This window comes from Ruegeria sp. HKCCD6428, assembly GCF_013110595.1.
Taxonomy (GTDB): domain Bacteria; phylum Pseudomonadota; class Alphaproteobacteria; order Rhodobacterales; family Rhodobacteraceae; genus Ruegeria.
Map to the genome: position 1 here is coordinate 1 of NZ_WVQX01000009.1, position 14,506 is coordinate 14,506.

A 14,506-nucleotide genomic window follows, 5' to 3' on the forward strand; every position below is an offset into this window, starting at 1 on the left:
CAATCGTGCCGATGTTGACGTGCGGTTTTGTACGCTCAAACTTTTCCTTTGCCATGATGGCCTCCTTTTTCGGTAATGAAGGGAGCGTGATACCCACGCTCCCCCAAATCTTCGCTTATGCGTATTTCGCCTGGATCTCGTCCGAGATGTTCTGCGGAACCGGATCGTAGTGGTCGAACTGCATGGTGAACTGGGCACGGCCCGACGACATCGAACGCAGGGTGTTGATGTAACCGAACATGTTCGCCAGCGGAACGAACGCGTCGATCGCGATTGCGTTGCCGCGCGGCTCCTGACCAGACACCTGGCCACGACGCGAGGTCAGGTCGCCGATGATACCGCCGGTGTATTCTTCCGGGGTGATCACTTCGACCTTCATGATCGGTTCCAGCAGTTTCGCGCCGGCTTTGCGCATGCCTTCACGCATGCACATACGGGCAGCGATTTCGAACGCCAGAACGCTCGAGTCGACGTCGTGGAACTTACCGTCCAGCAGGGCAACCTTGAAGTCGATCACGGGGAAGCCAGCCAGAGGGCCGCTGTCCATGACAGACTGGATGCCTTTTTCGACGCCCGGGATGTATTCCTTCGGAACAGCACCACCAACGATGCGGCTTTCGAACGAATAACCTTCGCCGGGCTCGGTCGGAGTGATCTCAAGCTTGACCTCGGCGAACTGACCCGAACCACCCGACTGTTTCTTGTGGGTGTAGGTATGTTCGACCGGCATCGAGATGGTTTCACGATAGGCCACCTGCGGCGCACCGATGTTGGCCTCGACCTTGAACTCGCGCTTGAGGCGGTCAACCAGGATGTCCAGGTGAAGTTCGCCCATACCCTTCATGATGGTCTGACCCGATTCCAGATCGGTTTCCACACGGAAGGACGGGTCTTCGGCCGCCAGACGCGCCAGACCCTGAGACATTTTCTCTTGGTCGCCCTTGGTTTTGGGCTCGACCGCGATCTCGATCACCGGATCGGGGAAGGTCATGGTTTCCAGAACCACCGGATCCTTCGCGTCACACAGGGTGTCACCGGTGGTGGTGTCTTTCAGACCCGCCAGCGCGATGATGTCGCCTGCAAACGCTTCTTCGATCTCTTCCCGGTTGTTCGAGTGCATCATCATCATACGACCGATGCGCTCTTTCTTGCCTTTGGTCGAGTTCAGGATCGAGTCACCCTTGTTCAGCACGCCCGAATAAATCCGGGTGAAGGTCAGCGAACCGACGAAGGGGTCGTTCATGATTTTGAACGCCAGACCCGAGAACGCCATGTTGTCGTCAGCACGACGGGCGATGTCCCGAACTTCGTCCTCGTCACCGGGTTTGAAGCCCATGTAATCGACAACGTCCAGCGGGCTGGGCAGATAGTCGATCACAGCGTTGAGCAGCGGCTGAACGCCTTTGTTCTTGAACGCAGAACCACCCAGCACCGGAACGAACGCGATTTCCAGTGTGCCCTTGCGCAGCAGTTTGCGCAGGGTCGGAACGTCGGGCTCATTGCCTTCCAGGTATTCCATCATCGCGTCGTCGTCCATTTCGACGGCCGCTTCGATCATCTTGCCGCGCCATTCTTCAGCCATGTCTTTCAGGCTGTCGCGGATCGGAGCTTTGATCCAGCTTGCGCCCAGGTCTTCACCCTGCCACAGCCATTCTTCCATGGTGACCAGGTCGATCAGACCTTCCAGCTCGGATTCGGCGCCAATCGGGATACCAACCGGAACTGCACGTGCGCCGGTGCGGTCTTCGATCATGCGAACGCAGTTGAAGAAATCTGCGCCGATCTTGTCCATCTTGTTGACGAAAACCATACGCGGAACCTTGTAGCGGTCAGCCTGACGCCACACGGTTTCGGTCTGGGGCTCAACACCGGCGTTTGCGTCCAGAACGCAGACGGCACCGTCGAGAACCGCCAGCGAGCGTTCGACTTCGATGGTGAAGTCAACGTGGCCGGGGGTGTCGATGATGTTCAGGCGGTGCTTGGGGGTATCGGCGGTTTTACCGTCCTCGGTGCGTTCCCAGAACGTGGTGGTCGCAGCCGAAGTGATGGTGATGCCGCGTTCCTGCTCCTGCTCCATCCAGTCCATGGTGGCGGCACCATCGTGCACCTCACCGATGTTGTGGGATTTGCCAGTATAATACAGGATGCGTTCCGAGCAGGTCGTCTTGCCTGCATCGATGTGCGCCATGATACCGAAGTTACGGTATAGTTCGAGCGGATATTCGCGTGCCATTTGGATAAGCCTCTAGAATTACCAGCGGTAATGGCTGAAGGCTTTGTTCGCCTCGGCCATCTTGTGGGTGTCTTCGCGCTTCTTAACGGCAGTACCGCGGGACTGTACGGCGTCCAGCAGTTCGCCGGCGAGGCGTTCTTCCATGGTGTTTTCGTTGCGGCCGCGCGCAGCGGTGATCAGCCAGCGGATGGCCAGTGCTTCGCGGCGCTCGGGGCGCACTTCGACCGGAACCTGGTAGGTTGCACCACCAACCCGGCGCGAGCGAACCTCGACCGAAGGTTTGATGTTGTCGAGCGCTTCGTGGAACACTTCGACCGGAGCGCGCTTTACCTTGTTCTCAACGCGGTCAAATGCGTTGTAGACGATGCGCTCTGCGACCGACTTCTTGCCGTCGATCATCAGGTTGTTCATGAATTTGGTCAGTACCTTGTCGCCAAATTTGGCGTCAGGCAGGACTTCGCGTTTTTCGGCGGCGTGACGACGTGACATATCAGCCTCTCCTTCTTACTTGGGACGCTTCGCGCCGTATTTCGAACGACGTTGCTTACGGTCTTTGACGCCCTGAGTATCCAGAACACCGCGCAGGATGTGGTAACGCACACCGGGAAGGTCTTTCACACGGCCGCCACGGATCAGAACAACCGAGTGTTCCTGCAGGTTGTGGCTTTCACCGGGGATGTACGAGATGACCTCGAACCCGTTGGTCAGGCGCACCTTGGCAACCTTACGCATCGCCGAGTTCGGCTTTTTAGGCGTTGTGGTATAGACACGTGTGCAGACACCGCGCTTTTGCGGGCACTGCTCCAGGTGCATGGACTTCGAGCGTTTGACTTTGGGCTGCCGCGGCTTGCGGATCAGCTGTTGAATAGTTGGCATTCCGGTTCTTTCCCCGTTTTGCAACACACATGACATGCACGCGCGTTGCGTGCGGCTAAATTCGCTGCACTTATGCGTCCACAAGCGCAAAACCCACGAGCGTTCCCATTCCGAGGTGAACGTCGCGGTTGGTTCTCAGAGGGCGCGAACTGCAAAATTGTCCGGGCCTTGACCAGTTCATTACTGGAATCGGCTACGGGGCGGCCCCCGGTACCGAGATGACGCGCGTATAGGGGGAGTCGTCCCAAGTGTCAACAGCCCTATCCCGGCGCCCAGGCGCGCGCGTTGAATGCAGCCTGTAGGATTGCCATTCCTGCGCGCCGCTGTCCCGGTTGCGGCTGAACCGCGACAAGGGCATAGTCGGGTCGAATATCTGCTGATGGATTACAGATGCAAGTGATTGGCCTTTGTCGGTTTTCCTATCCCGCAATTGGCGGCTTTCAGACAACGCACGAAAGTGTCGAAGAAAGACGGCAATTCCTGTACCAGCACGACAGGTTGGAAGAACGGTTTCGCCTGTTCGAGACGGTCGCCCTGCCCGGTTTCAAAAAACAGTCCGACGAAGATTTCCAATTGGTGATCGTGGTCGGCGACTGCCTGCCCAAGCCGGCATTTGACCGCCTCAACGATCTGACCGGTGGGCTGAAACAGGTGCGCATTGTCGCGAAACCTCCGGGGCGGCACAGAAAAGTCATGCAGGATGTCCTGAATTCGGCGCGGAACGATCCTGATCAACCCTGCCTTCAGTTTCGCCACGACGATGATGATGCAGTGGCCGTGGATTTTGTCGAGCGGTTTCGGGGCTGTGTCAGGGAATGTGTCGGCTTGTTCGAAAGGCACGCGATGGTCGCCGTTGACTTCAACTGCGGTTATCTGGCCCGCGCCAATTCCGAGGGGATACGGGCTACGCGCGTGCATCGCCCGTTGATCACTGCCGGTCTGGGAATGTACGTGCGGGGCGGGCAGCGGAAAGCGATCATGAATTTTGCCCATAACAGGATCAACCGCGCGATGCCCGTTGTGACCCGACCCGATAGTCCTATGTGGGTACGGGGATTGAACCGGTTCAATGACTCACCGCGAACCAGAAACATGGATGTAGCGCTCAACCCTCTTACCCGGCAGCAGGAGCTCGAGTTTCAAACCCGTTTCGCCATTGATCCGGACGTGGTCAGACGGCGTCACGCCAAGCCCTGACGCGCACGTGCCCGGAACAAGGTGAACAGACCGGCACCCACGATCAGGACAGCACCCAGCATCGTCAGGCTGTCAGGCCATTCGTCAAACACGACCCAACCCAACCCGAGCGCCCAGATCAGGCTGGAATATCTGAACGGTGCAACGAATCCGACATCTCCCTGACGCATGACCATGACGCTGAACAAATAGCCAAGCAGCACAAACACGGCCGCCGCCGCGACCAGAGAACCCGCCGTTGCCGAAACCGCAACCCATCCTTCGAAAACCGAGGCTATTACCGCAGCCCCCGCTATGGAAACCGAGGTGGCAAGGGTAACCAGCATTGACGGCACGTCGGCTGACATGCGTCGCGTGATGAGGTCCCGAACTGTAATCGAAACCACTGCAACCAGCGCATAGATGGAATACACGCTGAACCCCCCTGGCCCGGGTCTTACGATCAGCAGCATTCCGACGAAACCCACGGCGATTGCCAAAGCGCGTCGCCAACCAACCTGTTCGGAAAAAACCAGAGCAGCACCCAATGTTACCGTAAGAGGCAATGCCTGAAGAATGGCCGTAACATTGGCAAGCGGCATGTTCTTCAGCGCCGTCAGGAAAAAGAATGTCGCCGCAAGCTCTGCAAGGCAGCGCAGTGCAACCAGCCACTTGTCATGGCGCGAAAAATTCAGATGCAACGTGCCCAGTGACCGGGCAAGCACATAGATCAGAAATACCGCCAGAAACCCGCGCATGGCCACCAGCTGAAACAATGGCAGATCCTGCAAGGCAACCTTCACCAGCGTGTCGTTCAGGGTAAAGGCAGCCATGCTGCCCATCATCAGCAAAGCACCTTTGGTGTTTGGAGTCATGCTGCTTCGGGCTCCGGGGCAATTGATCGCCCCGCATTGGCCGCCGAGTCGGGCTGGATGTCAACAACGCACAAGGGGTGCAGTAATCATCAACCGAATGGAAGGATGGTCCCGAACAGGTTCAGGCTGGAAGGCTCTGTCGTGTCTTTTACAAACTCCACCCAGTCTTCCCCGTATACAAGTTCGAAAAACACAGGATATTTCCACACGAAATTATGATAGAAAAAGGTCGTCACCAACGCGCCAACCGTGAGCGCCCCGGCGAACTCTCGCAGTTTACCTTTCAAAAACAGCATAACCATGATGCAGGCCCCGCCTGCGAGGCCGAGGCTTACGAAATCCTGCGTTCCTACCTTGCCGGGCACCGGAATGCCAACCGATTGGTATTGAATCAGGCGGGACAGGAAGACCGCAAAAACACCCAGTAAAAAAGCCCCCAGAAACGCAGCGGGATACCCCAGACGTTGCCAGATACTCTCGGTTCGAGGCATAGGCGACTTGTGTGTGTTTTCTGCCGAACGCTTTTTGATCCGCGCCACTCGGTCCTCGAAAGAGTTGCTTTTGGTGTCCATTGTTCAGCTCAAAATAATCCGAAAACACAGAACATCGCTAAACCACCGATTGCAGAACCACAAGCCTGATGAAATCGCGTCAAAGGCTGTGCTCTGTCACGACGGTTCACAATTGCGTACCAGGAGAGGCGACGAAAAAAGGCCCCACGAAATCGCAGGGCCTTTTTCTGTTCGATTCTGAATGACGCGGTTTATTCGCGGCTTTCCGGTGTTTCGACCAGAACGTCCAGCTCATCCCCGACCATATCATCATCCATGATCGGCGCGGCCAGGGCGGCGGCGGCCTCGGCCTCTTCCCGGCGGGCTTCGATCACCACGTTGTCACGCGACTGCGCGATGTGGCGGACAGCCTGCGTTGCACCACCGGTACCGGCGGGGATCAGACGACCGACGATGACGTTCTCTTTCAGGCCGACCAGCTTGTCCTTCTTGCCCTGAACCGAAGCTTCGGTCAGCACGCGGGTGGTCTCCTGGAACGACGCCGCCGAGATGAACGAGCGCGTCTGCAACGAGGCCTTGGTGATCCCCAACAGGATCGGCTCACCCTGTGCCGGACGACCACCGCGGGCGATGGTCTTCTCGTTGGCCGCGTCGAACTCCTGCTTGTCGACATGCTCGCCTTTCAGCAGGGTGGTGTCGCCTGAATCCAGGATCTCCCACTTCTGCAGCATCTGGCGCACGATGACCTCGATGTGCTTGTCGTTGATCTTCACGCCCTGCAGACGATACACGTCCTGCACCTCGTCGATCATGTAGTCGGCCAGCGCTTCGACACCCATGATGGACAGGATGTCATGCGGCGCAGGGTTACCGTCCATCAGGTATTCACCCTTCTGGATGAAGTCCCCTTCGGCGACCGGGATGTGCTTGCCCTTGGGTACCATGTACTCGATGGTCTCCATGGACTCGTCAGCCGGCTCGATGCTGATGCGGCGCTTGTTCTTGTAGTCGCGGCCAAAGCGCACGTAACCATCGGCCTCGGCGATGATCGCGTGATCCTTGGGACGGCGCGCTTCGAACAGTTCGGCCACACGCGGCAGACCACCGGTGATGTCCTTGGTCTTGGCACCTTCGCGCGGGATACGCGCGACGACGTCACCGGCTTCGACCTTCTGGCCGTCTTCGACCGACAGGATCGCATCGACCGACATCGGATAGTGAACCGGGTTGCCCGCATCGTTGCGGACCGGCTCGCCATCTTCGCCAACCAGAATGATCTCGGGCTTTAGGTCGCTGCCTTTGGGGGCGGCGCGCCAGTCGATCACGATCTTCTGCGTCATACCGGTTGCTTCGTCGGTCTCGTCGCGGACAGCGAGGCCCGAAACCAGATCGACATATTTCGCAGTACCGGCTTTCTCGGCGATGATCGGCAAGGTGTACGGGTCCCACTCGAACAGCTTGTCGCCACGGGCCACCTTGGTGCCGTCCTTGACGAACAGCTTGGAGCCGTAGCCCAGCTTGTGGCTGGCACGCTCTTCGCCGTGTTCGTCCTTGATCACCAGCTTCATGTTCCGGCCCATGACCAGGCTTTCGCCGGCTGCGTTGACCAGAATCTGCGGGTTCTCGAAGGAAACGATACCTTCCTGGCTGGCTTCCTGGAACGACTGCTGACCACCTTGCGCAACACCACCGATGTGGAAGGTCCGCATGGTCAGCTGTGTACCCGGTTCACCGATCGACTGAGCCGCGATGATGCCGACAGCTTCACCTGTGTTCACCATCGTACCGCGTGCAAGGTCACGACCATAGCAGGTCGCACAGACGCCTTCCTCGGACTCACAGGTCAGAGGCGAGCGGATGCGCATCGACTGAACGCCGGCTTCGTCGATGGTGTCGGCCATACGTTCGTCGATCAGCTGACCGGCTGCGACGATCACCTCATCGGTGCCCGGACGCAGAACATCGTCAGCGGCTACACGGCCCAACACGCGCTCGGCCAGCGAGGCGACAACCTCACCGTCGTTCACGGCTGCTTCGGCTGTGATCGCACGCTCGGTGCCGCAGTCGATCTCACGAACGATACAGTCTTGCGCCACGTCCACCAGACGACGGGTCAGGTAACCCGAGTTCGCCGTCTTCAGAGCGGTATCCGAAAGACCCTTACGGGCACCGTGGGTCGAGTTGAAGTACTCGAGAACGGTCAGACCTTCTTTGAAGTTCGAGATGATCGGCGTCTCGATGATGTCACCGTTCGGTTTGGCCATCAGGCCACGCATACCGCCCAGCTGTTTCATCTGAGTGACCGAGCCACGCGCACCCGAGTGGGCCATCATGTAGACCGAGTTCGGCTCCATGTCCGACCCGTCTTCGGCCTTGGCAACGTCCGAGATCGTGCTCATCATTGCCTCGGTCACGCGGTCGTTACACTTCGACCAAGCATCGACAACCTTGTTGTACTTTTCGCCCTGAGTGATCAGGCCGTCCATGTACTGCTGTTCAAAGTCTTTCACCTGGCTGCGGGTGTCATCGACGATGCTCCACTTGTCCTTCGGAATGACCATGTCATCCTTGCCGAACGAGATGCCCGCCTTGAACGCTTCCTTGAAGCCCATCGACATGATCTGGTCACAGAAGATCACCGACTCTTTCTGACCGCAGTAACGGTAGACGGTGTCGATCACCTGCTGCACTTCTTTCTTCCGCAGCAGGCGGTTGACCAAATCGAACGGTGCCTTGTTGTTCATTGGCAGCAACGCACCCAGACGCAGACGGCCCGGGGTGGTTTCATATCGCTTCTGAACTTCGTTGCCTTCCTCGTCGATCTGCGTGATCCGGGCCGTGATTTTCGAGTGCAGATGCACCTCGCCCGCATCCAGCGCGTGCTGAACTTCTTCGATCGACCCAAAGACCTTGCCTTCGCCCGGCATGCCTTCGCGTTCCAGGGTCACATAGTACAGACCCAGGATCATATCCTGCGACGGAACGATGATCGGTGCGCCGTTTGCAGGCGACAGAACGTTGTTCGTCGACATCATCAGAACACGCGCTTCCAGCTGGGCCTCAAGGCTCAGCGGGACGTGAACGGCCATCTGGTCACCGTCGAAGTCGGCGTTAAAGGCCGAACAGACCAGCGGGTGCAGCTGGATGGCTTTACCTTCGATCAGAACGGGCTCGAACGCCTGAATGCCAAGACGGTGCAACGTCGGCGCACGGTTCAGCATGACAGGGTGTTCGCGGATCACCTCGTCGAGGATATCCCACACTTCGGGACGCTCTTTCTCGACCAGTTTCTTCGCCTGTTTCACGGTCGAAGAAAGACCCTTGGCTTCAAGGCGCGAGTAGATGAACGGCTTGAACAGTTCCAGCGCCATCTTCTTGGGCAGACCACACTGGTGCAGCTTGAGTTCCGGACCGGTCACAATGACCGAACGGCCCGAGAAGTCGACGCGCTTACCCAAAAGGTTCTGACGGAAGCGGCCCTGCTTACCCTTCAGCATGTCCGACAGCGATTTCAGCGGACGCTTGTTGGCGCCAGTGATCACGCGGCCACGACGGCCGTTGTCGAACAGAGCGTCAACGGATTCCTGCAGCATCCGCTTTTCGTTGCGGACGATGATGTCAGGTGCGCGCAGCTCGATCAGACGCTTCAGACGGTTATTCCGGTTGATGACGCGGCGATACAGATCGTTCAGATCAGACGTCGCGAAACGGCCACCATCCAGCGGAACCAGCGGACGCAGTTCCGGCGGAATAACCGGGATCACGGTCATCACCATCCATTCGGGCCGGTTGCCCGACTCGAGGAAGGATTCAACAACCTTCAGACGCTTGATGATCTTCTTGGGCTTCAGCTCGCCGGTTGCTTCGGCCAGATCAGCGCGCAGCTGCTCGGCTTCGGCTTCCAAATCGATCTGAGCCAGCATTTCACGGATAGCTTCCGCACCGATGTTCGCCGTGAACGCGTCCATGCCATAGGCATCCTGCGCGTCCATGTACTCTTCTTCGGTCAGCATCTGGCCATAAGACAGGTCGGTCAGACCGGGCTCGATGACGACATAGTTTTCAAAGTACAGAACACGTTCCAGATCGCGCAGCGTCATGTCCAGCATCAGACCGATGCGGGACGGCAGCGATTTCAGGAACCAGATGTGCGCAACGGGTGCTGCCAGTTCGATGTGGCCCATTCGCTCGCGGCGGACTTTCTGCAGGGTGACTTCCACACCGCATTTCTCGCAGACAACGCCGCGATACTTCATCCGCTTATATTTGCCGCACAGACATTCGTAATCTTTGATCGGGCCAAAGATACGCGCGCAGAACAGACCGTCACGCTCGGGCTTGAACGTCCGATAGTTGATGGTTTCGGGTTTCTTGATCTCGCCATAGGACCAAGACAGAATCCGCTCTGGTGACGCCAGGGAGACTTTGATCTCGTCAAAGACTTTCGGCGGCGTCAGCGGGTTGAACGGGTTATTGGTGATTTCCTGGTTCATTTGTTACCTCAAATCTTGCGGAAGGGGGGACGGGAGAAAGGGCAGCGCCCTTACTCCTCAACCTCCGCATCCAGGAGTTCCATATTCAGGCCGAGGCCACGGACTTCTTTCACCAGAACGTTGAACGATTCCGGTACGCCCGCTTCAAAGTTATCCTCGCCCTTGACGATCGACTCATAGACCTTGGTCCGGCCGGCGACGTCATCCGATTTCACGGTGAGCATCTCCTGCAGAGTGTAGGCGGCGCCGTAAGCTTCCAGAGCCCAGACTTCCATCTCACCAAAGCGCTGACCACCGAACTGCGCCTTACCACCCAGCGGCTGCTGGGTCACCAGGCTGTACGGCCCGGTCGAACGCGCGTGGATTTTGTCGTCCACAAGGTGGTGCAGTTTCAGCAGGTACTTGATGCCCACGGTCACCGGACGCGCGAATTGCTCACCGGTACGACCGTCGAACAGGATCGACTGACCGCTTTCCGAGAAGCCCGCGCGCACCAGCGCGTCGTTGACGTCAGCCTCTTTGGCGCCGTCAAAGACCGGGGTAGCAATCGGAACACCGCGGGTGACGTTGCTGGCCGCTTCGATCAGCTGGTCCTCGTCCATGCCGCTGATGCCCTCTTCATAGACATCCTCGCCATAGGCGTGTTTCATCGCGTCACGTACCGGCGTCAGGTCGCCCGAACGGCGGTATTCCTGCAGCGCCTCATCGATGTTCAGACCCAGACCGCGTGCGGCCCACCCCATGTGGGTTTCAAGGATCTGACCGACGTTCATACGCGACGGCACACCCAGCGGGTTCAGACAGAAATCAACCGGCGTACCATCGGCCAGGAACGGCATGTCTTCCATCGGAACGACCTTGGAAATCACACCCTTGTTTCCGTGGCGACCGGCCATCTTGTCGCCCGGCTGCAACTTGCGCTTCACGGCGATGAAGACTTTGACCATCTTCATCACACCCGGCGGCAGATCGTCGCCACGACGGACTTTCTCGACCTTGTCCTCGAAACGGGCGTCCAGAGCACGCTTTTGCACTTCGTATTGCTCGTTCAGAGCTTCGACGATCTGTGCGTCCTGCTCGTCTTCCAGCGCCAGCTGCCACCACTGACCACGGGTCAGGGTTTCCAGCAGTTCCTCGGTGATCACCGACCCTGCCTTGACGCCTTTCGGGCCTTTGACAGCGGTTTTACCCAGGATCAAGCCTTGCAGACGCGCATAGATGTTGCGGTCCAGGATCGCCAGCTCATCGTCCCGGTCACGGGCCAGACGTTCGACTTCCTCACGCTCGATCTGCAGCGCACGCTCATCTTTCTCGACGCCGTGACGGTTGAAGACGCGGACTTCCACGACCGTACCGTAATCGCCCGGCTTCACGCGCAGCGAGGTGTCGCGCACGTCAGATGCTTTTTCGCCAAAGATGGCGCGCAGCAGCTTTTCTTCCGGGGTCATCGGGCTTTCGCCCTTCGGAGTGATCTTGCCGACCAGAATATCGCCCGGCTCCACATCCGCGCCGATGTAAACGATGCCGGCCTCGTCGAGGTTGCGCAGCGCTTCTTCACCAACGTTCGGGATGTCGCGAGTGATTTCTTCCGGGCCCAGCTTGGTGTCACGGGCGGCGACTTCAAACTCCTCGATATGGACCGAGGTAAAGACGTCATCACGCGCGATACGTTCCGAGATCAGGATCGAGTCTTCGTAGTTGTAACCGTTCCACGGCATGAACGCGACGACCACGTTCTTACCCAAAGCCAGTTCGCCCATATCGGTCGACGGACCATCGGCAATGACCTCGCCCTTCTGGACGGTGTCACCCACCTTGATCAGCGGACGCTGGTTGATGCAGGTGTTCTGGTTAGAACGCTGGAACTTGCGCAGACGATAGATGTCAACGCCAGCGTCGCCCAGTTCCAGATCTTCGGTGGCGCGGATCACGATACGCTGGGCATCGACCTGGTCGATGATACCGGCGCGTTTCGCCTGAATCGCAGCGCCCGAGTCGATGGCTACCTTTTCCTCGATGCCGGTACCGACCAGCGGCGCCTCGGCCCGCAGCAGCGGAACCGCCTGACGTTGCATGTTCGAGCCCATCAGAGCGCGGTTCGCGTCGTCGTTTTCCAGGAACGGAATCAGCGAGGCCGCAACCGACACCAGCTGTTTCGGCGACACGTCGATCAGGTCCACATTCTCGCGCGGGGCAAGCGTGTAGTCACCGGCCTGACGTGTCGAAACCAGATCATTGATGAACTTGCCATCGGCATCCAAGGTCGCGTTCGCCTGCGCCACGGTGTGACGCATCTCCTCGGTCGCGGACATGTAGTGAACCTCATCGGTCACCTCGGCGTCTTTGACGACGCGGTACGGTGTTTCGATGAAGCCATACTTGTTCACGCGGGCAAAGGTGGCCAGCGAGTTGATCAGACCGATGTTCGGACCTTCCGGCGTTTCAATCGGACACATCCGGCCATAGTGGGTCGGGTGTACGTCACGCACCTCAAAGCCCGCACGCTCACGTGTCAGACCACCGGGGCCAAGCGCCGAGAGACGGCGTTTGTGGGTGACTTCCGACAGCGGGTTGGTCTGGTCCATGAACTGCGACAGCTGCGACGAGCCGAAGAATTCGCGGACAGCAGCCGCAGCAGGTTTCGCGTTGATCAGGTCCTGAGGCATGACGGTGTCGATCTCGACCGACGACATGCGCTCCTTGATGGCGCGCTCCATGCGCAGCAGGCCGACGCGGTACTGGTTTTCCATCAGTTCGCCGACCGAACGCACACGACGGTTGCCGAGGTGGTCGATATCGTCCACATCGCCTTTGCCGTCACGCAGTTCAACAAGCGCCTTGATGCAGGCCACGATGTCTTCGCGGCGCAGGGTACGCAGGGTGTCCGGCGCATCCAGAGCCAAGCGCATGTTCATCTTCACGCGGCCAACGGCGGACAGGTCATAACGCTCGCTGTCGAAGAACAGGGTGTCGAACAGCGCCGACGCAGCCTCGACGGTGGGCGGCTCGCCCGGACGCATGACGCGGTAGATGTCCATCAGCGCGGTTTCGCGGCTCATGTTCTTATCCTGAGCCATGGTATTGCGCATATAAGGACCAACATTGACGTTGTCGATGTCCAGAACCGGGATGTCGGTGATACCTGCATCGATCAGCTCTTTGACGGTGCCGCCAATCAGGTCGCCGTCTTTGTCATATTCCAGGGTCAGCTCATCACCGGCTTCGACATAGATCGCGCCGTTTTCTTCGTTGATGATGTCCTTGGCGACAAATTTGCCGACGATGTGATCGAACGGAACCAGCAGATCAGTGACGGTGCCTTCGTCGATCAGCTTCTTGACCGCGCGTGGGGTAACTTTCTTGCCCGCTTCGGCAATCACTTCACCGGATTTGGCGTCAACCAGATCATAGGTCGGGCGGGTGCCGCGCACGCGCTCGGGGAAGAACGGTGTGACCCAACCCTTGTTCTTGTCCAGCTTGTAGGACACGGTGTTGTAATACGCGTCCATGATCGCTTCCTGATCCAGACCCAATGCATAAAGCAGGGTTGTCACAGGCAGTTTGCGGCGACGGTCGATCCGGGCGAACACGATGTCCTTGGCGTCAAACTCGAAGTCCAGCCAGCTGCCGCGATACGGGATGATGCGGCAGGCAAACAGCAGCTTGCCCGAGGAATGAGTCTTGCCCTTGTCGTGGTCAAAGAACACGCCGGGCGAACGGTGCATCTGGGATACGATCACACGCTCGGTCCCGTTCACGACAAATGTGCCGTTCGGCGTCATCAAAGGCATATCGCCCATGAAGACATCCTGTTCCTTGATGTCCTTTACCGATTTTGCGCCGGTGTCCTCATCGACATCAAAAACGATCAGACGCAGTGTTACCTTCAGCGGCGCGCTGTAGGTCATGTCGCGTTGCATACATTCTTCAACGTCGTATTTGGGTTTTTCCAGATCGTATTTCACGAATTCCAGAACGGAGGTTTCGTTGAAATCCTTTATCGGGAAAACCGACTGGAACACGCCTTTGATGCCTTCGCCGTCGGTGGGCTGCTCTGCATCGCCGGAGCGCAGGAAAAGATCATAAGAAGATTTCTGGACCTCAATGAGGTTCGGCATTTCCAGCACTTCGCGGATTTTGCCGTAATATTTACGAAGACGTTTCTGGCCAAGGAACGTTTGAGCCATGTCAGATGTCACCTTTCGATGTTCTCAGCGGGCAAAGACACCGTCGGGCCCCGGCATCTTGCACAATCGAGACAACACGTCCGGATCAATTCATGGCCACCGTCCCGAAGGCGGCCTCCCGATCCGAAAACCGTGTCTTAGAAAACGCCTCGCG

8 protein-coding genes are annotated in these 14,506 nt (G+C 58.2%); 1 reads left to right on the forward strand and 7 read right to left on the reverse strand.

Features of this window, described 5'->3' with window-relative positions; translation table 11 throughout:
• Positions 1-115 precede the first annotated feature (115 nt).
• The 3 genes from fusA to rpsL are packed head-to-tail and all read right to left on the reverse strand — an operon-like array spanning position 116 to position 3,109.
• Complete coding sequence (gene fusA / locus GS620_RS17385) at positions 116-2,233, reverse strand: elongation factor G (protein WP_152459172.1); 2,118 nt, start codon at positions 2,231-2,233, stop codon at positions 116-118.
• A gap of 18 nt (positions 2,234-2,251) precedes the next feature.
• A complete protein-coding gene (gene rpsG, locus GS620_RS17390; RefSeq protein ID WP_010441203.1) occupies positions 2,252-2,722 on the reverse strand; it encodes a 30S ribosomal protein S7 in 471 nt (156 codons plus the stop codon).
• Between the two features lie 15 nt (positions 2,723-2,737).
• Positions 2,738-3,109, reverse strand: coding sequence for a 30S ribosomal protein S12 (rpsL, locus tag GS620_RS17395; RefSeq protein ID WP_005621086.1), 372 nt, complete (start codon positions 3,107-3,109; stop codon positions 2,738-2,740).
• A 390-nt stretch (positions 3,110-3,499) separates the two neighbouring features.
• Between rpsL and GS620_RS17400 the strand changes: the two genes are divergently transcribed.
• Complete coding sequence (locus GS620_RS17400) at positions 3,500-4,306, forward strand: putative rhamnosyl transferase (protein WP_171617182.1); 807 nt, start codon at positions 3,500-3,502, stop codon at positions 4,304-4,306.
• On the opposite strand, the gene GS620_RS17405 is transcribed toward GS620_RS17400, so the two are convergent.
• From GS620_RS17405 to rpoB, 4 genes are all read right to left on the reverse strand, one after another.
• Positions 4,291-5,160: a DMT family transporter gene (locus GS620_RS17405; protein ID WP_171331867.1), complete on the reverse strand. Its 870-nt coding sequence runs from the start codon at positions 5,158-5,160 to the stop codon at positions 4,291-4,293. The genes GS620_RS17400 and GS620_RS17405 overlap by 16 nt on opposite strands.
• An 89-nt stretch (positions 5,161-5,249) precedes the next feature.
• A complete protein-coding gene (locus GS620_RS17410) occupies positions 5,250-5,732 on the reverse strand; it encodes a hypothetical protein (RefSeq protein WP_171617184.1) in 483 nt (160 codons plus the stop codon).
• Between the two features lie 191 nt (positions 5,733-5,923).
• A complete protein-coding gene (gene rpoC / locus GS620_RS17415; RefSeq protein ID WP_171119840.1) occupies positions 5,924-10,165 on the reverse strand; it encodes a DNA-directed RNA polymerase subunit beta' in 4,242 nt (1,413 codons plus the stop codon).
• A gap of 50 nt (positions 10,166-10,215) precedes the next feature.
• Positions 10,216-14,352: a DNA-directed RNA polymerase subunit beta gene (rpoB, locus tag GS620_RS17420; protein ID WP_171119841.1), complete on the reverse strand. Its 4,137-nt coding sequence runs from the start codon at positions 14,350-14,352 to the stop codon at positions 10,216-10,218.
• Positions 14,353-14,506 lie beyond the last annotated feature (154 nt).

Coding starts and splice junctions, on each gene's coding strand:
- GS620_RS17410 (WP_171617184.1), bottom strand. CDS start 5,732: ATGGACACCAAAAGCAACTCTTTCGAGGACCGAGTGGCGCGGATCAAA.
- GS620_RS17400 (WP_171617182.1), top strand. CDS start 3,500: ATGCAAGTGATTGGCCTTTGTCGGTTTTCCTATCCCGCAATTGGCGGC.
- GS620_RS17405 (WP_171331867.1), bottom strand. CDS start 5,160: ATGACTCCAAACACCAAAGGTGCTTTGCTGATGATGGGCAGCATGGCT.
- fusA (WP_152459172.1), bottom strand. CDS start 2,233: ATGGCACGCGAATATCCGCTCGAACTATACCGTAACTTCGGTATCATG.
- rpsL (WP_005621086.1), bottom strand. CDS start 3,109: ATGCCAACTATTCAACAGCTGATCCGCAAGCCGCGGCAGCCCAAAGTC.
- rpoC (WP_171119840.1), bottom strand. CDS start 10,165: ATGAACCAGGAAATCACCAATAACCCGTTCAACCCGCTGACGCCGCCG.
- rpoB (WP_171119841.1), bottom strand. CDS start 14,352: ATGGCTCAAACGTTCCTTGGCCAGAAACGTCTTCGTAAATATTACGGC.
- rpsG (WP_010441203.1), bottom strand. CDS start 2,722: ATGTCACGTCGTCACGCCGCCGAAAAACGCGAAGTCCTGCCTGACGCC.